The organism is Streptomyces celluloflavus, from assembly GCA_000720995.1.
Classification (GTDB): domain Bacteria; phylum Actinomycetota; class Actinomycetes; order Streptomycetales; family Streptomycetaceae; genus Streptomyces; species Streptomyces celluloflavus.
Window position 1 is genome coordinate 117,501 of record JOEL01000010.1, and the last position, 25,770, is coordinate 143,270.

Annotated in this window: 20 protein-coding genes; 13 read left to right on the forward strand and 7 right to left on the reverse strand. The window is 71.7% G+C overall.

From position 1 onward, the window contains the following. Nucleotides 1-125: 125 nt before the first annotated feature. Nucleotides 126-1,139, reverse strand: a complete 1,014-nt coding sequence (locus IH09_RS11525; RefSeq protein ID WP_052856070.1) for a zinc-binding dehydrogenase — start codon at nucleotides 1,137-1,139, stop codon at nucleotides 126-128. 742 nt (nucleotides 1,140-1,881) lie between these two features. Between IH09_RS11525 and IH09_RS11530 the strand changes: the two genes are divergently transcribed. After that, nucleotides 1,882-2,526 (forward strand): pentapeptide repeat-containing protein, encoded by a 645-nt coding sequence (locus IH09_RS11530; protein WP_052856071.1) that lies wholly within the window; start codon nucleotides 1,882-1,884, stop codon nucleotides 2,524-2,526. Between the two features lie 220 nt (nucleotides 2,527-2,746). On the opposite strand, the gene IH09_RS11535 is transcribed toward IH09_RS11530, so the two are convergent. Continuing rightward, nucleotides 2,747-3,244, reverse strand: coding sequence for a hypothetical protein (locus IH09_RS11535; protein ID WP_052856072.1), 498 nt, complete (start codon nucleotides 3,242-3,244; stop codon nucleotides 2,747-2,749). Between the two features lie 416 nt (nucleotides 3,245-3,660). Here IH09_RS11535 and IH09_RS11540 point away from each other — a divergent pair, with 416 nt between their 5' ends. After that, on the forward strand, nucleotides 3,661-5,055 hold the full coding sequence (locus IH09_RS11540) for an SGNH/GDSL hydrolase family protein (protein WP_110952220.1): 1,395 nt from the start codon (nucleotides 3,661-3,663) through the stop codon (nucleotides 5,053-5,055). A 236-nt stretch (nucleotides 5,056-5,291) separates the two neighbouring features. On the opposite strand, the gene map is transcribed toward IH09_RS11540, so the two are convergent. Then, nucleotides 5,292-6,059: a type I methionyl aminopeptidase gene (gene map / locus IH09_RS11545; protein WP_052856073.1), complete on the reverse strand. Its 768-nt coding sequence runs from the start codon at nucleotides 6,057-6,059 to the stop codon at nucleotides 5,292-5,294. Nucleotides 6,060-6,146: 87 nt separating this feature from the next. Here map and IH09_RS11550 point away from each other — a divergent pair, with 87 nt between their 5' ends. Continuing rightward, entirely contained in the window at nucleotides 6,147-6,476 is a 330-nt protein-coding gene (locus IH09_RS11550; RefSeq protein WP_052856074.1) for a helix-turn-helix domain-containing protein, read from the forward strand. Nucleotides 6,477-6,811: 335 nt separating this feature from the next. Here IH09_RS11550 and IH09_RS11555 read toward each other — a convergent pair whose 3' ends face one another. Then, a complete protein-coding gene (locus IH09_RS11555) occupies nucleotides 6,812-7,387 on the reverse strand; it encodes a TerD family protein (protein WP_052856075.1) in 576 nt (191 codons plus the stop codon). A gap of 415 nt (nucleotides 7,388-7,802) precedes the next feature. Here IH09_RS11555 and IH09_RS11560 point away from each other — a divergent pair, with 415 nt between their 5' ends. The 6 genes from IH09_RS11560 (at nucleotide 7,803) to IH09_RS11585 (ending at nucleotide 16,512) form a co-directional block, all read left to right on the forward strand. After that, nucleotides 7,803-8,750, forward strand: coding sequence for an LLM class F420-dependent oxidoreductase (locus IH09_RS11560; RefSeq protein ID WP_318279435.1), 948 nt, complete (start codon nucleotides 7,803-7,805; stop codon nucleotides 8,748-8,750). A 127-nt stretch (nucleotides 8,751-8,877) separates the two neighbouring features. Further along, nucleotides 8,878-9,798, forward strand: a complete 921-nt coding sequence (locus tag IH09_RS39795) for an SDR family oxidoreductase (RefSeq protein WP_052856076.1) — start codon at nucleotides 8,878-8,880, stop codon at nucleotides 9,796-9,798. A 433-nt stretch (nucleotides 9,799-10,231) separates the two neighbouring features. Next, nucleotides 10,232-11,362: an LLM class flavin-dependent oxidoreductase gene (locus IH09_RS11570; RefSeq protein ID WP_052856077.1), complete on the forward strand. Its 1,131-nt coding sequence runs from the start codon at nucleotides 10,232-10,234 to the stop codon at nucleotides 11,360-11,362. 132 nt (nucleotides 11,363-11,494) lie between these two features. After that, nucleotides 11,495-13,234, forward strand: coding sequence for an N-acyl-D-amino-acid deacylase family protein (locus IH09_RS11575; RefSeq protein WP_052856078.1), 1,740 nt, complete (start codon nucleotides 11,495-11,497; stop codon nucleotides 13,232-13,234). Beyond that, the gene (locus IH09_RS11580) at nucleotides 13,231-14,721 is read left to right on the forward strand and encodes an aldehyde dehydrogenase family protein (protein ID WP_318279430.1); all 1,491 of its coding nucleotides are present in this window, start codon (nucleotides 13,231-13,233) and stop codon (nucleotides 14,719-14,721) included. The genes IH09_RS11575 and IH09_RS11580 overlap by 4 nt, the downstream gene beginning before the upstream one ends. A 225-nt stretch (nucleotides 14,722-14,946) precedes the next feature. Continuing rightward, on the forward strand, nucleotides 14,947-16,512 hold the full coding sequence (locus IH09_RS11585; RefSeq protein WP_052856079.1) for an APC family permease: 1,566 nt from the start codon (nucleotides 14,947-14,949) through the stop codon (nucleotides 16,510-16,512). A 182-nt stretch (nucleotides 16,513-16,694) separates the two neighbouring features. Here IH09_RS11585 and IH09_RS11590 read toward each other — a convergent pair whose 3' ends face one another. Then, nucleotides 16,695-17,600 carry a zinc-binding dehydrogenase gene (locus IH09_RS11590; protein ID WP_052856080.1) on the reverse strand — a complete coding sequence of 302 codons (906 nt, stop codon included), beginning with the start codon at nucleotides 17,598-17,600 and terminating at the stop codon, nucleotides 16,695-16,697. Nucleotides 17,601-17,702: 102 nt separating this feature from the next. Continuing rightward, on the reverse strand, nucleotides 17,703-19,229 hold the full coding sequence (locus tag IH09_RS11595; protein ID WP_110952221.1) for a CehA/McbA family metallohydrolase: 1,527 nt from the start codon (nucleotides 19,227-19,229) through the stop codon (nucleotides 17,703-17,705). A gap of 207 nt (nucleotides 19,230-19,436) precedes the next feature. Here IH09_RS11595 and IH09_RS11600 point away from each other — a divergent pair, with 207 nt between their 5' ends. The 3 genes from IH09_RS11600 to IH09_RS11610 all read left to right on the forward strand — a co-directional run bounded on the left by IH09_RS11600 (nucleotide 19,437) and on the right by IH09_RS11610 (nucleotide 23,893). After that, nucleotides 19,437-20,261, forward strand: coding sequence for a TIGR03619 family F420-dependent LLM class oxidoreductase (locus tag IH09_RS11600; RefSeq protein WP_052856081.1), 825 nt, complete (start codon nucleotides 19,437-19,439; stop codon nucleotides 20,259-20,261). A gap of 427 nt (nucleotides 20,262-20,688) precedes the next feature. Then, a complete protein-coding gene (locus IH09_RS11605) occupies nucleotides 20,689-21,087 on the forward strand; it encodes a VOC family protein (protein ID WP_052856082.1) in 399 nt (132 codons plus the stop codon). Between the two features lie 154 nt (nucleotides 21,088-21,241). Beyond that, a complete protein-coding gene (locus tag IH09_RS11610) occupies nucleotides 21,242-23,893 on the forward strand; it encodes a bifunctional FO biosynthesis protein CofGH (RefSeq protein WP_110952222.1) in 2,652 nt (883 codons plus the stop codon). 160 nt (nucleotides 23,894-24,053) lie between these two features. On the opposite strand, the gene IH09_RS11615 is transcribed toward IH09_RS11610, so the two are convergent. Next, on the reverse strand, nucleotides 24,054-24,305 hold the full coding sequence (locus IH09_RS11615) for a hypothetical protein (protein WP_052856083.1): 252 nt from the start codon (nucleotides 24,303-24,305) through the stop codon (nucleotides 24,054-24,056). Between the two features lie 336 nt (nucleotides 24,306-24,641). Between IH09_RS11615 and IH09_RS11620 the strand changes: the two genes are divergently transcribed. Beyond that, nucleotides 24,642-25,763 (forward strand): ADP-ribosylglycohydrolase family protein, encoded by a 1,122-nt coding sequence (locus IH09_RS11620; protein WP_052856084.1) that lies wholly within the window; start codon nucleotides 24,642-24,644, stop codon nucleotides 25,761-25,763. Nucleotides 25,764-25,770 lie beyond the last annotated feature (7 nt).

Sequence of the window (25,770 nt, forward strand, 5' to 3'; positions counted from 1 at the left end):
CCTGCTCGTCCCTGTTTCCGCTCCCGGCTCCGTCCCCGCTTCCGTCCCCCGCTTCCGTCCCCCCGTCCTCCTCATGGGGACGGGGGACAGCGACGGAGCCGGGGATGACGGTCGGCGGGAGTCCGTTACGGGATCAGGACGACCTTCCCCATGGTGGCGCGGCTTTCCAGGGCGTGGTGGGCGGCGGACGCCTCGGCCAGGGGGAAGCGCTGGACCTCCGGTACGAGCCGGCCGGCCGCCGCCTCCGCCAGCGCCGCGGTTTCCAAGGTGCGGATCGGGTTGTCGCCGCCGGCCCTGGCCAGCATCGGCGGGCCGACGACCCGCTCGGAGGTGATGCCGCGGGCTGCCAGTTCGTCGTCCGTGAACTCCAGCGGGCCGCCGGTGAGCAGGCCGCCCGAGGACCAGCCGGAGACGAGGTGCCGGCCCCCTCGGGCGAGCAGGTCCACGGCGGCCAGGCCGGCTTCGCCGCCGACCGAGTCGAAGACGATGGTGGCACCGGCCGCGGCACGCTCGTCGAGGAAGACGCGGACCAGGGACGGCCAATCGGTGTCGGTGTAGTCGACGGCGAGGTCGGCGCCCAGTTCGCGGACCCGCGCCACCTTCGTCAGGCCGCCGGCCAGGCCGATGACCGTCGCTCCGGTGTTCTTCGCGTACTGGACGAGCAGTGAGCCGATGCCGCCGGCCGCCGCGGTGACGATCACGGTGTCGTCGGAGGTGAGGTCGGCGAAGAGCAGGATGCCCATGGTGGTGCGGCCGGTGCCGATCATGGCGACGGCCTGGCCCGCGTCGAGTCCCTCGGGAATCGCGTGCAGCCGGTCGGCGGCGACCACGGCCAGTTCGGCGTAGCCGCCGGGGACCATGCCGAGGTGGGTGACGACCCGGCGGCCGAGCCAGGCGGGGTCGGTGCCCTCGCCGAGGGCGTCCACGGTGCCGGCGACCTCCCGGCCGGGGATCGTCGGCAGCTCGGGAAGCGGCGCCGGGCCGCCCTGCTTGCCCGCGCGCAGAGCCGCGTCCAGGACGTGGACGCCGGCCGCGGCCACGGCGATGCGGACCTCGCCGGGCCCCGGTCGGGGGTCCTCGGCCGTCTCGTAGGTGAGATTTGCCGCGGGGCCGAAGGCGTGCAGGCGTATGGCGTGCATGGTGGTGCGTCTCCTTGAGGCGGGGAGGGAAGGGAGCGGAGGGAGGGCGGGATGGGGCGCGGGTGGTCGGTGGGGTCGGCCACGTCTGCCCCGTGCGGCTGGTGTGCAACTGCCGTCACTCTGCTACCTCAAGGTTGGTTGAGGTCAACTGTTTTCTCGTGGCGCCGGCCTCTCGTGCTGTACGGCGTCTTTGCGTCCTGCGGCGTCTTTGTGGAGTGAGGCGTCTTTGGGCAGCGCGGCACCTTCCTGCCGTGAGATGGCGTGAGGTGGCGTGGGATGCCGTGTGGCGTCGGCGGGCAGGGCGAGTGCCGCTGTCTTGATGGCGCTGTGGAAGGAGACTTCGCAGCGCAGACGCGGCGCCGAGACCTGGTCGCCCCGTCAGTGGAAGGGCGTGGGTTGGGGCGCCGGATGGGCCTGTGGATTGCGCTGTGTGGTGGTGGGCTGGGACGGGTGGCGGGGTGCCGGATGTGACACGCGCTTCGGGGATTTTCTGTTTTTGCAGGTCAAGCGGTGGGTGCAGGGTGAGCGGCGGGGCGTTGTCAGTGGTGTGGTTCACGATGGGGTGTGCGGACAGTGACGGGGTCTGCGAGCGGTGACCGGTTCGGGGGCCGAGCGGTTCGTGGGCATCGATCGCGGGCGGCGGTCCCCGTCACGGGATGCGGAAGACGGATGCGGAAGAACGAACGGGCACGAGCGGTACGGAAAGGCGGTGGCTCGCGTGGCTGGGCGCGGTAAGGAGACGGTGCGGGCGGTACGGCGGCCGGAGGTGCGGTTGCCCGAGTTGCAGCCGTACGACGGCGGGGAGCTGGAGTCCGAAGGGGATTACGACGGGCTGGAGTTCGCGGATGCCGACTGGGTGGGCCAGGTGGCGCGCGGCGCGCGTTTCATGGACTGTGCCGTGCGGCGGTGTGCGCTGGACGAGACGGTGCTGAGCCGGGCGCGGATCATCGACAGCGTGCTGAGCAGTGTGCGGGGCGTCGGGACCGACCTGTCCCAGGCATCACTGCGTGATGTGGAGGTGTCGGACGCCCGGCTCGGCGGGGCGCAGTTGCACGGTGCGGTGCTGGAGCGGGTCGTGGTGCGCGGTGGGAAGATCGACTTCCTCAATCTGCGCACAGCGAAGCTGCGGGATGTCGCCTTCGAAGGGTGCGTGCTGGTCGAGGCGGACTTCTCGGGCGCGGAGCTGCAGCGGGTGACGTTCGACGACTGCACCATCGCACGGGCGGATTTCACCGGCGCGCGGATGAAGGATGTCGATCTGCGCGGTGCGGCCGCGGTGGACATCACGCGGGGGATCGACCGGCTGGACGGAGCGGTGATCAGTCCGACCCAACTGCTGGATCTGGCACCGGCGTTCGCGACGGCGATAGGCGTACGGGTGGAGTGAGTGAGTAAGGGGAGAGGGGCGGGGGAGTGAGGGAGCGGGGGGTGACGGTCGGGAGCGTCGACGGGGCGCGGACGCGGGCGTGGGGCGCCGAAGGGGGCGGTGGTCGGCCGGTCCGGTGATGGCCCGCTGGTGATCCGTTGGTGATCAGCGGGTGGTCCGCGGGTGATCCACGGTGGCCCGAGTGTGGTCCGGCTGCTGCCCGGTGGTGATCCGGGCGTGGTCAGACGCGGGGGAAGCGGGCCTGGAGGTCCCAGATGACCGGGTTGTCGTCGAGGCCGTCGTGCATATCGGTGAGGTCGGCGATCAGGTCGTGCAGAAAGTCGCGGGCCTCCCGGCGCAGGGCGGAGTGGTTGAAGCTGAGCGGGGGCTCGTCGGCCGGCATCCAGTCGGCGTCGATGTCCACCCACCCGAAGCGGCGCTCGAAGAGCAGCCGGTCGCTGGACTCGGTGAAGTCCAGCTCGGCGTGGATGGTGCGGGCGGAGCGGTTGCCGCGCGGGTCGCGATCGAGCTGTTCGACGATGTCGCACAGCGCCCAGGCGAAGTCGAGGACCGGTACCCATCCCCAGGAGGTGGACAGCTCGCGGTCCGCCTTGGTGTCGGCGATGTAGACATCGCCGCAGAAGAGGTCGTGGCGCAGCGTGTGCACGTCCGCGGTCCGGTAGTCCATCTGAGGGGGGTCCGGGAAGCGGCGGGAGAGGGAGTAGCCGAGGTCGATCACCCCTTGATGGTGTCACGCCGGTGGGACGGACCGCCCACACCGGCCGGTCCACGGCCCGCCAGGGGAATGCGCGGCAAACGATCAGAGCGTCGCGCTGCTTCACGGGAACGGCGCTGCTTCATGGGACCGGCGGTTCATGGGACCGGTGGTTCACTGATCCGACGGATTGCCGATCATGCGGTTTCGCTGGTCCGGCGGATCACTGCGATCACTGAGTGCCTCACTGGTTCGCCGGTTCGCCGGTTCGTCGTCGTTCCACGGGTTCGGGCCACTGATTCGTCCCGCTGATTCGTCCCAGCAGTCCGGTGGTCCGTCCCACTGTTTCGTCTCTGTTTCGTCTCTGTGCTTCAGCGATTCCGTGGGTAGTTATGGAGACCCCATGGATTCAGAGGGTGGGGAGAGGGTGGGGAATAGTCATGTCTGGTTCCATATTGCGGCGTTCAGGTATCGCCCTGATCTCGACGGCCGTGCTGGTGGCGTTACCGGTGCTGCCGTTCCGGCCGGCCGGACTCGGGGTGCAGGGGGCGGCGGCGGTAACGGCGTCCGCGGCCTCCGGACCTGAAGGGGCAGTCGCCGGTCAGCGCACGGGTCAGGGTCAGGGGCACAGCGCAGGACGCGTGACACCCGGCGACAGACCCGGCAGCGGGCTCGGCGGCCGGTGGCGTGGTGGCTGGGCCGCCTCGCCGCAGGCGCCGGCCGGCGGGAACGGTCAGAACTGGTCCGAGACCGGGTTCGTCCGGCAGACGGTCCGGCAGGTCGTCCGCGTCAGTACCGGCGGTTCGCGGGCCCGCATAGAGCTGTCGAACCGGTACGGCAGTACGCCGCTGAAGGTGGCCGGCGCGTCCATCGCCCGTACGGCGCGGGGTGCTTCGGTGCGGCCGGGGTCGGTACGGGCGCTGACCTTCGGGCACGGCCGGTCGGCGACCATACCGGCCGGCGGCGAGCTGCGCAGCGACGGCGTCGGGCTGACGGTCGGCGCCCTGGAGTCGCTGACCGTCACGCTGTATCTGGACGCGCCGACCGGCCCGGCCACGTTCCACGCACTGGCCATGGCCACCAGCTACCGGGCGGCCGGCGATCACCGCTCCGACACCGGGGCCGCGGCCTTCGCCGAGACCTCGCGGTCCTGGTACTACCTCTCGGGCATCGAGCTCTCCGGCGGCCGGGCCGCGCATCGGGACGCCGTGGTGACCTTCGGGGACTCCATCACCGACGGCTACGGCTCCACACCCGATGCCAACCGCCGTTATCCGGACGCGCTGGCCGAGCGGTTCGCCGCCACCGGGCGGTCGCGGAGCGTCCTCAATGCAGGCATCAGCGGGAACCAGCTGACCAACGACACGAGCGGGTCCGGTGAGAAGGGTGTGGCCCGCTTCCGGAAGGACGTACTGGACGAGTCGAATGTCGGCACGGTCATCGTGCTGGAGGGCATCAACGACATCGGTGCGAGCGAGCGGAGCATCACATCGGACAGCCTGACGCCGGAGGTATCGGTGCGGCAACTGATCGCCGGGCAGCGGGAGTTGATACGGCAGGCGCACAGCAGGGGTGTCAAGGTGATCGGCGCGACGCTGACTCCGTTCAAGGGTGCCTCGTATTACACCGAGCGGGGCGAGGCCAAGCGCGATGCGCTCAACGACTGGATACGGACCTCCGGTGAGTTCGACGGGGTGCTGGACCTGGATCACGCCCTGTCCGACCCCGCCGACCGGCACCGGATCGCGGCCCCCTATGACGTCGGCGACCATCTGCACCCGAGCGACGCCGGCTACCGCGCGATGGCCGCGGCGGTGGACCTCGACGCCCTCTGAGGCGGCGGTGCGGGGGATGGATGGACGGACGGGAGGTGGGCAGGTAGGCGGATGGCCGGGTGCGGGCGTGAAGCTCGGCGCGGTGATACGAGCCGCGATCCGGCCCGTGACCGGAACCCTGAGCCGAACCGTATGGCCCGCCTCGCTCCAGGGCGCCCCGCGCACCCCGGCGCTCCCGCCGGTCCTTCCTCATCCCGCCCCGTGCCGCACGCGCCGCGCCGTCTCGCGTACCCCCGCTACGGCAGGGTCAGCACCCGCGGCCCCTCGTCCGTGATCGCGACGGTGTGCTCGAAGTGGGCGGCGCGGCTGCCGTCCGAGGTGCGTAGCGTCCAGCCGTCGGTGGCGGCGTAGTAGTCATTGCCGCCGCCGGCGAGGAACATCGGCTCGATGGCGATCACCAGGCCGTGGCGGAGGCGGAATCCGCGGCCGGGGCGGCCGTCGTTGGGGACGGGCGGGTCCTCGTGCATCCGGCGGCCGATGCCGTGGCCGCCGAAGTCCTCCGGGATGCCGTAACCGGCCGCCCGCCCGATGCTGCCGATCGCGTGCGCGATGTCGCCGATCCGGGCGCCGACTACGGCCGCCGCGATCCCCGCCTCCAGCGCCTGCCGGGTGGTGTCCATCAGGCGGCGGTCCTCGGGGCGCGGTGTGCCGATGGTGAAGCTGAGGGCCGCGTCGCCGGCCCAGCCGTCCACGATGGCGCCGCAGTCGATGCTCACCAGGTCGCCATCGCGCAGCCGGTAGGTGTCCGGGATGCCGTGCACGATTGCGTCGTTGACGGAAATGCAGATGACCGCGGGGAACGGGGTGGGCGCGAAGGACGGCCGGTAGTTGAGGAACGGTGAGGTGGCGCCGGCCTCGCGCAGGACCGTACGGGCAACCTCGTCCAGGTCCAGCAGCCGCATCCCGGGGGCGGCCGCCGCGCGCACCGCCGCCAGCGCGTCGCCGACGACCCGGCCGGCCACCCGCATCGCGTCCAGCGCTGCATCCGTCTTGATCTCCACCATGGGTACGACCTCCTGCCCGGCCCTGCCGCGGTGCGGTGGGCGGTATTTATTTACCGGTATTTGTATACCGGTATTAGTATCACGGGCATGGTGCGAACTCCATTGACCCCTTGGGAACGTGAGCGCGGCGAGCGGCTGGGTGCGCTGCTGCGCGCGGCGCGCGGCGACCGCAGCATGGTCGAGGTCGCGGCGGGGGCGGGACTGTCCGCCGAGACGCTGCGCAAGATCGAGACGGGGCGTGTGCCGACCCCGGCGTTCTTCACCATGGCCGCCCTCGCGGGCGCGCTCGGCCTGTCGTTGGACGAACTGGCCGTCCTGGCGGCACCTGACGCCGAGGCGGAGGGGGCGCGGGACGGTACGGAAGGCGGGGCGCGGAGTGTGGTGCGGGGTGGGGCGCGGCGCGGAGTGGCTGCGTAGGCGGCGCGTGCGGCTGGTTCGGTCGGTTCGGCCGGTTCGGGCGTTTCAGCCACGTTCGCGCTTCGGCCCGCCTGCGCTCTCGTCGCGGGCCCGGCTCGTCTCCGGCCGGCCCCTGTCCCCGTCTCCGTCCCCGGGCATGACGGAGGGCCGGCCCCCGTATGGGAACCGGCCCTCTGTGCGGTCATGCGGCCGCATGCTCCGGCGTCGGCGCGGTCATCCGGCGGCCGTGGCCGTCCTGCCGTCGTAGCCGTCCGGCGGCCGGGGTCACCCGGCCACCACGATCACCACGGCCGCCGCGATCACCGCGCGCACCGCCGCCAACCAGGCATTCGGACTCAGACGTTGACGCCGAAGTCCTGGGCGATGCCGGCGAGGCCCGAGGCGTAGCCCTGGCCGACGGCGCGGAACTTCCACTCGGTGCCGTTGCGGTACAGCTCGCCGAAGACCATGGCGGTCTCGGTCGCGGCGTCCTCGCTGAGGTCGTAGCGCGCGATCTCGGCGCCGCCGGCCTGGTTGATGATGCGGATGAAGGCGTTCCGCACCTGGCCGAAGTTCTGGCTGCGGTTCTCGGCGTCGTAGATGGAGACCGGGAAGACGATCTTCTCGATGTCGGCCGGCAGGCCCGCCAGGTTGACCTTGATCTGCTCGTCGTCGCCCTCGCCCGCACCGGTGGTGTTGTCGCCGGTGTGCTCGATGGACTTGTCGGGCGTGACCTTGTTGTTGAAGAAGACGAAGTGCTGGTCCGAGAAGACCTTGCCGCTCGGGTTGACCGCGATGGCGCTCGCGTCGAGGTCGAAATCCGTGCCGGTGGTGGTGCGGACGTCCCAGCCGAGGCCGACCGTGACGGCGGTCAGGCCCGGGGCTTCCTTGGTGAGCGAGACGTTGCCGCCCTTGGACAGGCTTACAGGCATGGGATGTCCCTTTCCTCGTGGGTTCGTCGGGCTCCGTACTGCGGACGAAGCTGCCGTCACCCACCACAACGCAGGCAAGGCGCCACGGGGTTCCAGCCCTCTTTACTTTCTTTACTGATTCCTGACGCCGAGGTTACCGAGACGGGGGTGGGGTGGGAGGGGTGGAGGGGTGCGCGTGGCCGCATGTGCTGGCGGGGCGGGACGGGGCGTATCCCGGCAGCTTGCCCTGCGGCGCACGTCGGTGCTTCCGGCCGCCTGTCCTCCCGTCCGCGCTCTTGTCTGACGGTGCGTCAGGCGCGACGATGGCCCGGCCCTGCCGCCCTTTCTTCCGCCGTCGCTCCCGTTCACCGTCTTCGGTGCGTTATAGGGCGTCAGGGCCGTATTCGGTACGGCTCGCGGTGAAGGAGTCCAAGTGGTGCGGATACTGCCCGAGGGGCGGCTGTCGTACGGGATGCAGCTGCCCGTCCAGTCGCAGAGCACGATCTACGCGGAGGAGTGGGAGGCGGCGGCCGGGCCCGCGGACCTGGTGGAGATCGCGCGGGCCGCGGACCGGTACGGGTTCGCGTATATCGCCTGCTGTGAGCACATCGCGATTCCGCGGCGGCTGGCCGGGCCGATGAGCACCGTCTGGTACGACCCGGTCGCCACGCTCGCGCATCTCGCGGCCGTCACGGAGCGGGTCCGGCTGCTGAGCCATGTCGCGGTGGTCGGGCTCAGGCATCCGCTGATCAGCGCCAAGCAGTACGCGACGCTGGACGCGCTCTCCGGCGGGCGGCTCATTCTCGGAGTCGGCGCCGGGCACGTCCGGGAGGAGTTCGAGGCGCTGGGGGTGGCGTTCGAGCGGCGTGGGGCGGTGCTCGACGAGACGATCGACGCGCTCAAGGCGGCGCTCGGACCGGAGGAGTTCCCGGAGTTCCAGGGGAAGCGGTTCGGCTTCTCGGGGCTGGGGCAGGCGCCGCGGCCGGTGCAGACGCCGCGACCGCCGATCTGGGTGGGCGGTTCCTCGCCCGCCGCCGTGTGCCGGGCGGCGGTCCGCGGGGACGGCTGGCTGCCGCAGGGCGACCGGCGTGAGCAGTTGCCCGCGCAGATCGCGAAGTTGCGACGCCTGCGGGAGGAGGCGGGGATCGAGGAACCGGTGGAGATCGGGACGATCGCCGAGCCGCTGTACGTCGGTGAGCCGAGGTGGGAGGTCGGCCGGCGGACCCTGTCGGGGACGCCGGACCGGATCGCCGCGTCGCTGCGGGAGTACCGGGCGATGGGCGTGGCGCAGATCCAGGTGCGGTTCCGCAGCCGGAGCAGGAGCGAACTGGTCGACCAGATGGCCGCGTTCGCGACGGATGTCGCGGGACAGCTGGACGCGTAACCGGGGCTGCTCGACGCGCAACCGGGCGGGATGGCGGCTGCCCCGTGGCGGAAGGCAGGCGCTGCAAGGCGGTGCCGCGATTCGGCAGTACGCGATGTGGCGGAGGGCCGGGAGGAGAGGCGGGCAAATGGGGAAGCTGGACGGTCGGGTGGTTGTCGTTACGGGTGGGGCGCGGGGGCAGGGTGAGCAGGAGGCGCGGATCTTCGTGGCGGAAGGGGCGCGGGTGGTGATCGGGGATGTGCTGGACGGGCCGGGGGAGGCGCTCGCCGCGGAACTGGGCGGGGAGCGTGCCCGGTATGTGCATCTGGACGTGGGCCGGGAGGCGGACTGGCAGGCGGCGGTGGCGGCCACGAAGGCCGCGTTCGGGAAGCTGGACGGGCTGGTCAACAACGCCGGGATCCTGCGCTTCAACGAGCTGGTGAACACCCCGCTCGCGGAGTTTCAGCAGGTCGTCCAGGTCAATCAGGTCGGTACGTTCCTGGGGATGCGGGCGGTGGCGGCCGAGCTGGCGGCGGCCGGCGGCGGCACGATCGTGAACACCGCCTCGTATGCCGCGCTGACCGGTATGGCGCTGCTGACCTCGTACGCGGCCACCAAGGCGGCGATCGTCGGGATGACGCGGGTCGCCGCGCTGGAGCTGGCGGACAAGGGGGTCAGGGTCAACGCGATGTGCCCGGGGGCGATCGATACGCCGATGACCAACCCGGGCAAGGCGACGGCCGACGGCGGGCCCGGGACCGATGGCGGCCCCAGGGCCAATGGCAAGGCCATCGGCAAGCCCGACGCCGACGGCGGCCCTGAAACCGACAGCGGCTCCCGATCCGACTCCGACTCCGTATCCGACTCCCGATCCGGTGCCCACCAAGAAGCCGTCGGCAGCCGATCGCCGGACGACTTCTACCGCAAGCTCGTCCCGATGGGCCGGATCGGGCAGCCGGTGGAGGTCGCCCGGCTGGCCCTCTTCCTGTCCTGTGCGGACTCGTCGTACATCACCGGCCAGCCGTTCGTCATCGACGGCGGATGGCAGGCGGGGGTTTCGCTGCGCTGAGCCGGCGGGTGGCTGTCGGCCGCCCGCTGCCGAAGTCCGGATCGACGGCGGATGGCAGGCGGGGGTTTCGCTGCGCTGACCCGGCGGGGGCTGCCGGCCGCCCGCCGCCGAAGTCCGGATCGACGGGGGATGGCAGGCGGGCGTTTCGCTCCGCTCAGCCGACGGGGAGCCGTCGGCCGACCGCTGCCCAAGTCCAGAACGGCATCCGGGCGAACCTGACTCCACGTCAGCTATTGACGATGCGTGCACCCGATGTCAGAGTCGGGCACTATCTGATGGAGCGTCAGATACGCCAGCGGATGGTTCAGCCGGTGCCGGTTCGAGAGGTCGCGGCGGCGGGTGTGACCGGATCGGGTCCGGTCGTACGCCGTCGCACGCACGCGTACGGAAACTTCCGGGGGGCGACCCCCGCACCCCGAAGGAGTGAACTCCCTTGGAATTCGGGCTCTTTGTGCAGGGTTATGTGCCCGCGGCGCGGGCGAAGGTGGACCCCGAGGCCGAGCACCACGCGCTGATGGAGGAGACCGAGTACGTCATTCAGGCGGACAAGTCCGGCTTCAAATACGCCTGGGCCTCCGAGCACCACTTCCTGGAGGAGTACTCGCACCTCTCCGCCAATGACGTCTATCTCGGCTACCTCGCGCACGCCACCGAGCGCATCCACCTCGGATCCGGCATCTTCAACCCGCTCGCACCGGTCAACCATCCGGTAAAGGTCGCCGAGAAGGTCGCCATGCTCGACCATCTCTCCGGCGGGCGCTTCGAGTTCGGGACCGGGCGGGGCGCCGGCAGCCACGAGATCCTCGGGTTCATGCCGGGCGTGACCGATATGAACCACACCAAGGAGCTCTGGGAGGAGACCATCGCGGAGTTCCCCAAGATGTGGCTCCAGGACGAGTACGCCGGCTTCAAGGGCAAACACTGGGAGCTGCCGCCGCGCAAGGTCCTGCCCAAGCCGTACGGGTCCTCGCATCCGGCGATGTGGTACGCCGCCGGGTCACCGTCCTCGTACGCGATGGCCGGCAAGAAGGGCCTGGGAGTGCTGGGCTTCAGCGTGCAGAAGGTCGCCGACATGGAGTGGGTCGTCGACTCGTACAAGACGGCCGTCAAGGAGGCGGAGCCGATAGGGGACTTCGTCAACGACAACGTCATGGTGACGTCCACGGCGATCTGCGCGGAGACACACGAGAAGGCGGTGGAGATCGCGGTCGGCGGCGGGCTCAACTACCTCCAGTCGCTGCTCTTCCGCTACCACGACACCTTCCCGCGGCCCGAGGGCATCCCGCGCTGGCCGGAGCTGCTGCCCGAGTACACCGAGGAGGTCATCGAGCTGCTGATCGCCGAGGAGCTGCTGATCTGCGGCGATCCGGACGAGGTGCTCCGGCAGTGCAAGCGGTGGGAGCAGGCCGGCGCCGACCAGCTCTCCTTCGGCCTGCCGATCGGCATCGGCTACCAGGACACGATCGACTCCATCAAGCTGATCGGCGAGCACGTCATCCCGAAGATCGACACCGATCCGGTGCACCGCACCACCCGCTTCCGGCAGACGGCGGGACGGCGCTAGCCGCCACCACAGGCCCACGCGCCCCGTCGCCAGAGCTCGTCCGAGGCGCCGCCCCGCGCCCGTACACCGCCCGCCCCACCACTCGCGAACGCCCGTACCGCACCCGTACCGCACCGAGAAAGGGAGCCAGGCATGCTCGACCACCTGATCAAGGGCGCGACCGTCGTGGACGGGACGGGCGCGCCCTCCCACGTCGCCGACCTCGGCATCCGGGACGGGCGGATCGCGCTCATCGCGGAACCCGGGACGGCCGGCGAAGCGGCCCGGACCAGTGAGGACGCCACCGGTCTGGTGCTCGCCCCCGGCTTCGTCGACCCGCATACGCACTACGACGCCCAGCTGTTCTGGGATCCGTACGCCACCCCCTCGCTCCACCACGGCGTCACCACCGTCGCGGGCGGCAACTGCGGTTTCACCCTCGCCCCGCTCCACCCCGACCGGCCCGGGGATGCCGACTACACCCGGCGGATGATGAGCAAGGTCGAGGGCATGTCGCTGGTCGCGCTGGAGGAGGGCGCGCCCTGGAACTGGCACACCTTCGGCGACTTCCTGGACGCGCTGGAGGGCCGGATCGCGGTCAACGCGGGCTTCATGGTGGGCCACTGCGCGCTGCGCCGGTATGTGATGGGCGCCGACGCGGTGGGCGGACAGCCGACCGACGACCAGCTCGCGGCGATGGAGCGGCTCTTCCACGAGGCGATGGACGCCGGCGCCTGGGGGCTGTCCACGACCCAGTCGGGCACCCACTCCGACGGCGACGGGCAGCCGGTCGCCTCCCGGTACGCGCGCCCCGCCGAACTCCTCGCCCTGTCCCGGGCGGTGGCCGACCACGAGGGCACCCAGCTGGAGGCCATCGTCGCGGGCTGCCTCGACCAGTTCGACGACGCCGAGATCGATCTGCTGGTGCAGATGTCGGTGGCCGCCGGCCGCCCGCTGAACTGGAACGTGCTGACGATCGACGCGGCCGTCCCGGAACGGGTGCCGCGCCAGCTGACGGCCAGCGCACGGGCCCGTGCGGCGGGCGGCCGCATCGTGGCCCTGACCATGCCGATCCTCACCCCGATGAACATGTCGCTGGGCACCTTCTGCGCGCTCAACCTCATCCCGGGCTGGGGCGAGATCCTCGGCCTGCCGGTGCCCGAACGGATCGCCAGGCTGCGCGAGCCCGGCGTCCGCGCCGAGCTGCTGCGCCGCGCCGGCAGCAAGGAGGCCGGGGTCTTCCGCCGGCTCGCGCGCTTCGACCGGTACGTCATCGGCGACACCTACTCCGCGGCGAACGAGGGACTCAGCGGCCGGGTGGTGGGCGACATCGCCGCCGAACGCGGTCTGGAACCGTTCCACTGCCTCGTCGAGATCTGCGCCAACGACCAGCTGCGTACGGTCCTGTGGCCGATGCCCACCGACAACGACCCGGCCAGCTGGGCGCTGCGCCAGGAGACCTGGCGGCACGAGGACGTCCTGCTGGGCGGCTCGGACGCGGGCGCCCATCTGGACCGGATGTGCGGTGCGCCGTACACCACCCGCTTCCTCGGGGACTGTCTGCGCGGGCGCCGGCTCGTCGGCCTGGAGCGGGCCGTGCAGCTGCTGACCGACGAACCGGCCCGGCTGTTCGGGCTGCGGGAACGCGGCCGGATCGCCGAGGGGTACCACGCCGACCTGGTGCTCTTCGACCCGGCGCGGATCGACGCGGGCCCCGCCAGGCTCGTGCACGATCTGCCGGGCGACGGGCCGCGGCTGGACTCGCGGGCGGTCGGGATCGTGAGCGTACGGGTCAACGGCGTGGAGACGATCAGGATGGACGAGGTGACCGGCGCGGTGCCCGGGACGGTACTGCGGTCGGGCCGGGACACCAGGACGGTGAGCACCCGGTGACCGGCCGGGCCGGGGCGGGCGTCAGCGAAGTGGCCGGTGCGTGGCGGCTGTTCATCGGCGGGGAGTGGACCGAGCCGGAGCTGGGGTACTACGACGTGCTGAACCCGGCGACCGAGGAGGTCGTCGGACGGGCGCCGGAGGCGAGCGGGGCGCAGGTGGCCGCGGCGGTGGACGCGGCCCGCGACGCCTTCGAGAGCTGGTCGCGGACGGCCCCCGAGGAGCGGGCCGCCGTCCTGGACCGTACGGCGGCGGTGCTGCGCCGCGAGTCCGCCGGGTACGCGGAGCTGGCGCAGGCGGAGAGCGGCGCGACGGCCGCCACCGCGCGGGGGATGCAGGTCGGGGTGGCCGCTGCGCGCTTCCGGCGGTACGCGCGCGGCGCCCTGGAGCCGCTGGAGACCGGGCTGCCGCCGCAGGTCAACGAGGCGGGGCCGCTGGGGAAGGCGGGCGTCCTCGGGGCGCTCGCGGTGCGCCGCCCGGTGGGCGTGGTCGCCTGCATCACCTCGTACAACAACCCGTGGGCCAACCCGGCGGGCAAGGTCGCGCCGGCGCTGGCGATGGGCAACACGGTCGTCGTCAAACCGGCGCCGCAGGATCCGCTGTCGGTGTACCGGATGGCCGAGGCGCTGGCCGAGGCCGGGGCGCCGCCGGGGGTGGTCAATGTCGTCACCGGTGCGCGCCCGGAGGTCGGGGAGGCGGTGGTGGCGGCGGACGGTGTGGACATGGTCAGCTTCACCGGTTCGACGGCCGTCGGGCAGCGGATCGCGGAGGTGTGCGGCCGCGGGATGAAGCGGCAGCTGATGGAGCTGGGCGGCAAGGGCGCGGCGCTGGTCTTCGACGACGCCGATCTGCGCTCGGCGGTGGCCGGTATCGGCACGACGTTCTCCTTCTACAGCGGGCAGATCTGCACCGCGCCGACCCGGGTGCTGGCGCAGCGCGGGATCTACCGGCGGCTGGTGGAGGGACTCGCCCGGTACGCGGAGCAGTTGACGGTCGGCGATCCGCGGGAGCGGGGGACCGTCGTCGGCCCGGTGATCTCCGCGGCGCACCGGGACCGTATCGAGTCGTATGTGGCGCTGGCGGCCGAGGAGGGCGCGCGGCTGGTGACCGGCGGCGAGCGCCCGGCGCGGGAGCGCGGCTTCTATGTCGCGCCGACGCTCTTCGCGGACTGTACGCACGCGATGCGGGTGGTGCGCGAGGAGATCTTCGGCCCGGTGGTGGCGGTCGTGCCCTTCGACGACGAGGAGGAGGGCATTGCGCTCGCCAACGACAGCGACTACGGGCTGCTGGACTATGTCTGGTCCGGCGATGTGGCCCGCGCCTTCCGGGTCGCGGGGCGGCTGCGGGCCGGCGGGGTCGGGGTCAACACCATCGGCCGGCACATGGAGGCCCCGTTCGGCGGCTTCAAGCGCAGCGGGGTCGGCCGCGATGTGGGCTCGTACGCGCTGCACGCGTACAGCGAGTTGCAGTCCGTCGTCTGGCCGGGGTGAGGCGTCGCGGAGGCCGGCGGGAAATTTTTGAACCGCCATAAAACGGACAGCGCTGCGGTTATCGCAATGCGGAAGAGTTGGGTTGTGCCCCGTAAGTCAAAGGTGCAGCCCGGCTTCTTCTCCCTATTGCTTGGTCATCATTGAAAATTCACCTGTGTAGCGAAGGTGTCGACGGCGGAGCTTGGTGCTCCGGATGCGGAAACAGCAGCGCTTAACGTCCTGTTCATGGTTCAGGTAGACCCCCGGCCCCAGACCGGAGACACGGTAACGAGCGTCGTCGGTACCAGCAGCGACACCCGTAACAAGGGCCTCAGCGGCAACTCCGTCGGCCTGCTCGGCAGCTCGGTGATCGGCATCTCGACCGTCGCGCCCGTGTACTGCCTCACCTCCACCCTCGGGCCGACCGTCAGCAAGGTCGGCCTCCAGATGCCCGCCGTCTTCCTCGCGGGCTTCCTGCCGATGCTGCTCGTCGCCTTCGCCTACCGCGAGCTGAACAAGGCGGTCCCCGACTGCGGCACCTCCTTCACCTGGTCGGTGAAGGCGTTCGGCCCGCGCATCGGCTGGATGTGCGGCTGGGGCCTGGTGATCGCGACGATCATCGTGCTCTCCAACCTGGCCGGCGTCGCCACCTCGTTCTTCTACCTCCTGCTCGGTGAACTCACCGGCAATCCGGCCGTCGCCGCCCTGGACGGCAACAAAGTCGTCCACGTCCTGACCTGCCTGGCCTTCATCGCCGTCGCCACGGCCATCAGCTACCGCGGGATGACCGCCACCAAGGGCGTGCAGTACGCGCTGGTCGGCCTGCAGCTCGCGGTGCTCGCCGTCTTCATCGTGATGGCCGTGATCAAGGCCCGCGCCGGCGAGTTCGCCGGCTCCCTCGACTTCTCCTGGACCTGGTTCGACCCGTTCGCCGTCGAGTCCTTCTCCGCCTTCACGGCAGGTCTGTCGCTCTCCATCTTCATGTTCTGGGGCTGGGACACCTGCCTCACGGTCAACGAGGAGACCGAGGGCAGCAAGCAGACGCCCGGCCGCGCCGCCCTGCTGGCCATGGTCGTGCTGATCGGCTCCTACCTGCTCACCGCGGTGGCCGCCCAGATGTTCTCCGGCGTCGGCGACAAGGGACCGGGCCTGGGCAACCCGGACACCGCCGACAACGTCTTCGCCACCCTCGCCAACCCCGTCATGGGCACCGTGCTCGGCGTGCTGCTCTTCGTCGCGGTCCTCGCCTCGGCCGCCGCCAGCCTCCAGACCACCTTCATCCCGGTGGCCCGTACGGTCCTGGCGATGAGCGCGTACGAGGCGCTGCCGCCGTCCTTCGCCCGGATCCACCCGCGGTTCCGCTCCCCGGGCAAGGCCACCGTCGCGGCCGGTGTGGCCACCGGCGTCTTCTACGCCGTGATGACCTTCCTCAGCGAGAACGTCCTCGTCGACACCATCTACGCGCTCGGCCTCATGATCTGCTTCTACTACGCGATCACCGCCTTCGCCTGTGCCTGGTTCTTCCGCCGCGAGCTGCGCAACTCGACCCGCGACCTGCTGTTCAAGGGCGTTTTCCCGGCCCTCGGCGGGGTCGTCCTGACGGCCGTCTTCCTCAAGACGCTGATCGATATGTGGAACCCCGCCTACGGCTCCGGCAGTTCGGTCTTCGGTATCGGCTCGGTCTTCATCATCGGCGTCGGCCTGCTGCTCGTCGGCTTCCTGATCATGCTGGTGATGCAGCGCCGCAGCCCGGGGTTCTTCCGCGGCGAGGTGCTCACGCGGTCCACCCCGGCGATGGTGGTGGAGGAGTAGGGGTAGGAGTCGGGGTAGCGGCGGGGCGGCTTTCCCGTGGGTGCGGACCCCGTTCGCTGTGCTCGGACGGGGTCCGCATCCGTCCGCGCATAACGGCCGGGGCTGCGCCCGTTGGCGGATGGCATCCGGCGTACGGCGCTCCGTCCGCGGGTACCGGTCCGCCCCGCCCGCGGCCCGCGCGGTCAGCTGACGGTCAGGATCGCCTTGCCGCGGATCTCGCGGTTGACGAGGGCGGTGGCGGTCTCGCCGGCCTGTGCCCAGTCGGCCACCCGATCCACGCTCGGCTGGAGGCGGCCCTCGGCCGTGAGGCGGACGAGGTGGGCCAGATCGGCGCCGGTGTCGCCGCCGGCCTGGATGCCGACGAGGGTCAGCCGGCCCAAGGGCAGCTGGTAGGGCTGGATCGGGGTCGGCTCGCCCGAGGTGGAGCCGATGGAGATGACCGTGCCGCCCGGGGCGGTACGGCCGAGCAGTTCGGCGAGGAGTGACCCGCCGACGTTGTCCAGCACGATGTCCACCGGGGTGTCGAGGCCGGTCGGGTCGGTCAGCACATGGTCCGCGCCGAGCGCGGCCAGACCCTCGCCACGGGCCGGGCTGCCGACGAACGCGTACACCTCGGCGCCCGCCTGATGGGCGAGCTGGACCGCGAAGCGCCCCACACCGCCCGAGGCGCCGGTGACGGCCACGCGCTGTCCGGGGCGGACCTCCGCCGTACGGAGCGCGCGCAGCGCCGTCAGGCCCGCCACGGGGAGGGCGGCGGCCGTGCTGAAGTCCACCGTGTCGGGCAGCACCGCGAGTTCACCGACCGGGACGGCGCGCAGCTCGGCCCAGCCGGCGTCCCAGCCCCAGGTGACGACCCGGTCGCCGGGCCGGGGTCCGCGACCGCTCGCGGCGGCCCGCTCGACCACGCCCGCCGCGTCCCAGCCCGGGACGGTCCCCTCGGCGACCTCCTCGGACTTGGGCAGTTCGCCGTAGTTCAGCGATACCGCGCTGATTTTGACCAGTACCTCATCGGGCCCGGGGACCGGGTCGGGGACGGTACCGAGAGCGAGCCGACCGGGCGCGGAATGATCGACAACGAGCGCACGCATCAGAGATTCCTCCTCGATGGAGCAGAACCGGAACTGTCTGTGCGCCGCAACCGGTGGGTGGCTCCGGTTATTCCGCGGTCCGGGCGGAAGCGGTTCCGGGATTCAGTCGCGGCCCAGGAAGACCGGGTTGGTGAGGGCGGCCATCGGGCCCGGGAGCCCCGGGACGGTCGCGGGGTGGCGGACCTCGGCGCGTATGTAGGCGGCGTGGTCGGGGGTGGTCTGCCAGCTGACGGTGCCGGTACCGGCGGGCGGGAGCGGCGCCGTGTACACGCTGCCCTGGTCGGTGACGAAGCCGACCGTGCAGCCCGGGGCGCCGGAGACCGCCAGCCGGGCGGTGACCCGGTCCGTGCGGGGAACGGCGAGGCGCTCGGAGATGCCGGCGTGCGCACCGCGCTCCCCGCTGACGGTGAAGGTGAGGTCGATCTCCGAGGACTCGGCTATCCAGACCCGGCCGGCCCGGATGCCGTCCTGGAGGGCGCGCCGGGAGAGGTCGTCGGCCAGTACGACGGTCTGCGGGAGGCCGACGACGTCCGGGTCGCGATGGGCGTCGCTGTGGCCGACGGCGGGCAGCCAGGCCGCCCGGCCGCGGGTGTGGGCGACGAGGGTGTTGTCCCATTCGGCGAGGGTGATCTCGTCATCGGGGGTGTACGGGCCGTTCCAGACCTCCACCGCGTCCGCCTCGGTCAGGCCGAACTTCCAGCCGCAGCCCAGGCAGGTGGCGTGCGGATGCGCCGGGATGACCAGGCCGCCGGCCCGCCGGATGGCGCGCGCGTATCTGCCGAAGGCGTTGTCGCGGGCCCGGTAGCGCCAGTCGATGAACGTGCCGGCGTCGGTGCCCATCGCCACCACGTGGCCATTGCGGGTGGTGATCTCCTCGCCGGTGAGAATGAGCAGGTCATCGCCCCACAGGCCGGCCCAGGCGCCGTGTGCGGAGGTGGTGTTGTGCTCGGAGGTGTTGATGAAGTCCAGCCCGGCGGCGCGGGCCAGCGCGGCGATCTCGGCGGGCGTGCGCCTGCCGTCGGAGTGGACCGAGTGCAGATGGCTGTCCCCCCGGTACCACGCCCGGCCGCGGCCCCGGGCGCGCTCGGGCGGATGGACGGGCGCGGGGGTGTGCCCCCGGGGGCCGTAGCGCAGGGTGACACTGACGTCGTAGACCAGGCCCTGGGGCGCGATGGTGTACGGACCGAGCGCGATATGCCAGGTGCCGGCGTTGACGGGGCCCGGGAGGTACCCGGGGGTGGCGTCGTCGGCGCGCAGGAAGAACTCCGTACGCGCCCCGCCCGACCAGCCGCGGAAGCCCGCAACGCCCAGGGCCGTACCGCGTTCGTCGAAGATCCCGATGTCGCAGGCGTTACCGGACGTGCCCTCGGGGACGGCGGGTCTGTCATAGCGGTAGGCGACGGCGATCTCGCGGACGCCGGGCGGCACTTCGACCGGGAGATAGACGAAGTCCGGTGCGCCCGCCGGCAGCCGCCCGGTGACCCTGCGGGTCTGCTCGCCCCGGGCGCGGCCCGCCCCCGCGGGGTGCCCGGCCGCGGGCGCCGCGGCGGCGAAACTCACGCCGTTGAGCGTGAGCGCACCCGCCGCACCCGCGGCTGCCGCAAGCTTCAGAACGTCGCGCCGGTCCATGCCGCCCCCTGTCCTCTGCCGCGGCCGCGTACTGCCCCGTACCGCCGCATACCGATTCGTAGCGCTGGGTATCGCCGTGTATCGCCTCGTGTCGTCGTCTGAAAACTGTTGTACGCGGGTGTGACACGAAGGAAAAGGGCTGTGGATAACCCGCGGTCGGTAAGGCAACATGCGGTCACTCACACGCCTGACGCGGAGGTACCCCGCATGCGGATCGCGACCACGATCTTCCTGACCGACGAGACGATCCGGCCGGACCGGCTGGCCCGTGAGCTGGAGCAGCGTGGCTTCGCCGGCCTCTATCTCCCCGAGCACACCCACATCCCGGCGAGCCGCGACACCCCCGCCCCCATGGGCGAGCCGCTGCCCCGCGAATACGGCCGCACCCTCGACCCGTTCGTCGCGCTCGCCCAGGCCGCCGCCGTCACCGGGCGGCTCGGCCTGGGCACCGGCATCACCCTCGTCGCCCAGCACGACCCGGTCGCCCTCGCCAAGCAGATCGCGACCCTCGACTTCCTCTCCGGCGGCCGTTTCACGCTCGGCGTCGGCTTCGGCTGGAACGTGGAGGAAGCCGCCGACCACGGTGTCCAGTGGTCCACCCGGCGCGAGCTGACGCGTGACCGGATGGCGCTGATGCGGGCCCTGTGGGCGGCGGAACCGACGGCGTACAAGGGCGAGTTCGGATCCGTACGGGCCTCGTTCGCGTACCCCAAGCCGGCGAACGGCGCACCGCGCACCCTGGTCGGCGGCGCGGCCGGCCCCCGGCTCTTCGGGCAGATCACCGGGTACGCGGACGGCTGGCTGCCGATCGGCGGACGGGGCCTCGGCGAGAGCCTTCCGGAGCTGCGCCGGGTGTGGGCGGACGCCGGGCGGGCCGGTGACCCGGTGGTGGTGCCGTACGCCGTCAAACCGTCGGCCGGAAAACTGGCCTACTACCGGGACCTGGGCCTGACGGAGGTGGTGCTGCAGCTGCCACCGGCCGACGAGGCGACGGTGCTGCGGACCCTGGACGATTTCGCGCAGTACTTGTGACGGGTTCGGCCATTCGCGAGAGGGGGCGCCCGCCCGGGGGCATCGCGGGCGCGTCGGGCCCGCGACCGGCCGGCTGCCTAGGACCATCGGCGTACGGCGCCCGGGGCGGTTCCGGTACCGCAGACCGATCCGCGGCGGCCCCGGCCGGTCGTAGCGTCGATGGGGAAGTCCCGCGGAGCGGAAATCGGCGGAGCGGAAATCACGGAGCGAAAGCCCGCGAAGCGAAGGCCCGCGGAGCGGAAATCACGAAGCGGGAGGCGCCCAGCCGGAGACACGGAGCCGGAACCGACCAACCGCACAGCCGTCACGTCGGACCGGATCCACCGACCAGATCCACCGACCAGCCCCCCCAAGCAGACCCATCGAGCAGATCCACCAAGTAGATCCACAGATCAGATCCACAGATCAACGGTCCAAGGAGATCACCATGCCTCGACTCGACCACACGATCGTGCACAGCACCGACCGTCGCGCCTCCGCGCGGTTCCTGGCCGACCTTCTGGGGGCTCCCGAGCCCAAGGAGTACGGCCCGTTCGCCGCCGTCCGGCTGGACAACGTGGTGCTGGACTACGCGGAGCATCTCGCCGCCGGAGGGGAGTTCGTCCCCACGCACTACGCGATCCTGGTGACGGAGGACGAGTTCGACGCGATCCTGGCCCGCATCCAGGCCCGTGAGCTGCCCTACTGGGCCGACCCTCAGCACAGCCAGCCGCAGGTGATCAACCACCTGGACGGCGGCCGCGGCGTCTATCTGGACGACCCCGACGGCCACAACCTGGAGTTCCTGACCCGGACTTACTCCGACGAGCTCCTGGCGGGCCTGTAACCGGGGCGGCCGCTCCGGTGGCCGGACGCACCCCGCGTGCGCGGACGTGCCCCGATCCGCTGCGGAGGCAACCTCCGTCTGACGTGATCAGCGGCACACCGGCCACCGGTTGTCCGGCGGCGGCGCTGTCGGTGGGCGCTCGTATGCTCGGAGGATGACTTCCAGCGTGCAGGGACCTGACCAGGGATCCGATCGAGGCGGCGACTCCGGCACGGGCGTCGCGGCCGACCGGCCGGAGCGGCCGACGGCGAACTCCATGCGCCGCGCCCTCAAGCGGGCCCGCGACGGCGTCGCGCTGGACGCCGCCGAGGCCGCGGTGCTGCTCCAGGCCCGCGGCGACGACCTCCAGGACCTGTGCGCCTCGGCGGCCCGGGTGCGGGACGCGGGCCTGGAAGCCGCGGGCCGACCGGGCGTCATCACGTACTCGAAGGGGGTCTTCATCCCCCTCACCCGGCTCTGCCGCGACAAGTGCCACTACTGCACCTTCGTCACCGTCCCCGGCAAGCTGCGCCGCGACGGCCACGGGATGTTCATGTCGCCCGACGAGGTGCTCGACATCGCGCGGCGCGGCGCCGAAATGGGCTGCAAGGAGGCCCTGTTCACGCTCGGCGACAAACCGGAGGAGCGCTGGCCCGAGGCCCGCGAATGGCTGGAGGCGCACGGCTACGACGACACGCTCTCGTACGTACGCGCCATGGCCATCCGGGTCCTGGAGGAGACCGGGCTGCTGCCGCACCTCAACCCCGGGGTGCTGTCCTGGACGGACTTCCAGCGCCTCAAGCCCGTCGCGCCGTCCCTGGGCATGATGCTGGAGACGACGGCCGAGCGGCTGTGGAGCGAGCCCGGCGGCCCGCACCACGGCTCGCCCGACAAGGAACCGGCCGTCCGGCTGCGCGTCCTGGAGGACGCGGGGCGCTCCAACGTCCCCTTCACCACGGGACTGCTGATCGGTATCGGTGAGAACTACGCGGAGCGCGCCGAGTCCCTCTTCGCGCTGCGCCGCATCCAGCGTGCCTACCACGGCATCCAGGAACTCATCATGCAGAACTTCCGCGCCAAACCGGACACGGCCATGCGCGGTATGCCGGACGCCGAACTGGAGGAGCTGGCCGCAACCATCGCGGTGGCCCGGCACATCATGGGCCCCTCGACCCGCATCCAGGCGCCGCCCAACCTGGTCGACGGGGAATTCGAGCTGCTCATCGCGGCCGGCATCGACGACTGGGGCGGCGTCTCCCCGCTGACCCGCGACCATGTGAACCCCGAGCGCCCCTGGCCGCAGATCGACGACCTGGCCGCCCGCACCGCCGCCGCCGGGTTCGACCTGCGTGAACGGCTGCCCATCTACCCCGAGTTCATCCAGCGCGGCGAGCCCTGGCTGGACCCCCGGCTGCTGCCGCACGTCCGCGCGCTGGCCGACCCGGAGACGGGCCTGGCCGTCGAGGACGCGGCCGTCGTCGGCCGGCCCTGGCAGGAGCCCGACGAGGGCTTCTCCCTGGGCGCCTCGGGCCGTACGGATCTGCACCACACCATCGACACCGAGGGCCGCACGGGCGACCGGCGCGACGATTTCGACGAGGTGTACGGCGACTGGGAGGCGCTGCGCGAGGCCGCCGCCCCCGGGATGGTGCCGTCCCGGATCGACACCGACGTCCGCGCGGCGCTGTCCGTCGCCGCCGACGACCCCACCAAGCTCACCGACGACCAGGCGCTGGCCCTGCTGCACGCCGACGGCCCCGCACTGGACGCGCTCTGCAAGATCGCCGACGAGCTGCGCCGGGCCACGGTCGGCGACGACGTCACCTACATCGTCACCAGGAACATCAACTTCACCAACGTCTGCTACACCGGCTGCCGGTTCTGCGCCTTCGCCCAGCGCCGTACGGACGCCGACGCCTACACCCTCTCGCTGTCGCAGGTCGCCGACCGCGCGCAACAGGCGTGGGACGTGGGCGCGGTGGAGGTCTGCATGCAGGGCGGTATCCACCCGGATCTGCCCGGTACGGCCTATTTCGACATCGCGCGGGCCGTCAAGGAGCGCGTGCCCGGTATACACGTGCACGCCTTCTCGCCGATGGAGGTCGTCAACGGCGCGACCCGCACCGGTCTGTCGATCCGCGAATGGCTGACCGAGGCCAAGGCCGCCGGTCTGGACACCATTCCCGGTACGGCCGCCGAGATCCTCGACGACGAGGTCCGCTGGGTCCTCACCAAGGGCAAGCTCCCCACCGCCACCTGGGTCGAGGTCATCAAGACCGCCCATGAGCTGGGCATCCGCTCGTCCTCGACGATGATGTACGGCCATGTCGACCAGCCCCGCCACTGGCTCGGCCACTTCCGGCTGCTCGCCGAGATCCAGCAGGAGACCGGCGGTTTCACGGAGTTCGTCACCCTCCCCTTCATCCACACCAACGCCCCCGTCTACCTCGCCGGTATCGCCCGCCCCGGCCCCACCACCCGCGACAACCGCGCGGTGACGGCCATGGCCCGGGTGCTGCTGCACCCGCACATCACCAACATCCAGACCAGCTGGGTCAAGCTCGGCAAGGAGGGCGCCGCCGAGATGCTGCGCTCGGGCGCCAACGACCTGGGCGGCACCCTGATGGAGGAGACCATCTCCCGGATGGCGGGCTCCAGTTACGGCTCGTACCGCTCGGTCCAGGACCTGGTCGCCATCGCCGACGAGGCGGGCCGCCCGGCCCGGCCCCGTACGACGCTGTACGGCCAGGTCAGCGACGAGCGGCAGTCCGTGGCGCGGGCCTCGGACGGCCATCTTCCGGAGCTGCTCCCGGTCTTGGAACAGTAGCCGGAGGAGCGTGAGCCGGAGCCCGAGCCGGGGGAGCGGGGCCGGGCTCCGGGGCGCGCCGGAACCGCCCGGCATCCGGGACCCGGGACCCGGGCTCACGGACCGCGCGGCGGCGCTCCGCCCCATCCCCCGTACGCCGCCCCGTCCCCCGTACTCCGTCTCACTCCTCGGACTCGGTCTCGTGCTGGAGGATGCACTGCTGCCACTGCGACAGCGCCTCCTCCCGGTCGCCTCCGGCGTCCTGGGCCGCGGCGATCAGCGCATCGGCGGCCATCGCGGCCAGCCGGACCGCGATATGGCAGACATCGCGCTGGGGGAGCGGCCGGAGGAGTTCCACCGCGCCGTCGCTGTCGCCGGAGAGCGCGGAGGCGACGACGGCCATGGTGGTGCGGTCCCACTCGTACTCGGACATGCGGAGAGCATGCCCAGCGGACGCCCGTAGCAGTATCGAACGGGCGGGTGTTCGGGGCGACGTGCGGAGCGGCCCGCCCGCCCCCGGCCGGGGTACCGCACCGCCACCTGGTGCCGATCGGGCCGACGGGCCGGTGAAGGCCGGTGGAGATTGCCGACGGCCGGTGGGCGACCGGTGAAGGTTACCCGCCGGTTGTTTACCGATCGGAAACCGTCTCCCGGGCGACTGTGCGCAATACGCCGCCGACCCCGAACCGATCAGTCGTGGTCGATTACAGTGCTGCGCCAAGGGAGCCCGCCGGGCCCCCGGGACGAGGCGAGCTTCGGGAGGGGCGCAGTGAGCGCAGCGGCAGACAACACCGCTATCTGGGGCCGCGCCGAACAGCAGGACTTCCGCAGCCGGGTGCGCGGCTGCCTGCTCGGCGGCGCCATCGGCGACGCGCTCGGCGCGGGGATCGAATTCGACTCCCTGGCCGCGATCCGCCAGGCGCACGGCCAGGAGGGCGTCACGGATTACGTGCCGGCCTACGGGCGGCGCGGTGCGGTCACCGACGACACCCAGATGACCCTGTTCACGGTGGACGGCCTGATCCGGGCCCAGGTGCGCCGCGACACCGGCGCCTGGCACCCGCCCACCGACGTCCACCGCGCCTATCTGCGCTGGGCCGCCACCCAGCGCGACTGGGGCCCGGACGAGCGCAAGAAGGACGACGGCTGGCTCGCCCGCGAGGAGTGGCTGTACTCCCGGAGGGCGCCCGGCCGGGCCTGTCTGTCGGGTCTCGGCGACGACACGATGGGCACGCTGGACCAGCCCAAGAACCCCGGCTCCAAGGGGTGCGGCGCGGTGATGCGCTCCGCGCCGTTCGGTCTGCTGGTCGGCTGGGAGCCGCAGCTGGTCTTCCAGCTCGCCGCCGAGTGCGCGGCGCAGACGCACGGCCACCCCACCGGCTATCTGGCGGCCGGCGCGTTCGCGGTCATCAGCCATGCGCTGGCCCGTGGCGAGGACCTCGACGGCGCCGTGCGGAAGACGCTGGCGCAGCTGGCCGCCCGCCCCGGCCACGAGGAGACCACCGAAGCCCTCCAGCGCGCGCTCGCCGCCGTACGGCAGGGCGCGCCGACGGCGGAGCGGGTGGAGTCGCTGGGGGAGGGCTGGACGGCGGAGGAGGCGCTGGCGATGGGCGTGTACTGCGCGCTGGTCGCCGAGGACATCCGCCACGGGCTGCTGCTCGCCGTCAACCACGGCGGAGACAGCGATTCGACCGGTGCCATCTGCGGGAATCTGCTGGGCACGCTGCACGGCGAGACGGCGCTGCCGCCGGTGTGGCTGGTCGAGCTGGAGGGCCGGGACACGATCCTGCAGCTGGCCGACGATTTCGCGATGGAGATGACGCAGGGGGCCGCGTTGCACAGCCCGGCCGGTTCGGCACCGGGCTGGCTCGCCCGGTACCCGCGCGCCTGACCGGATC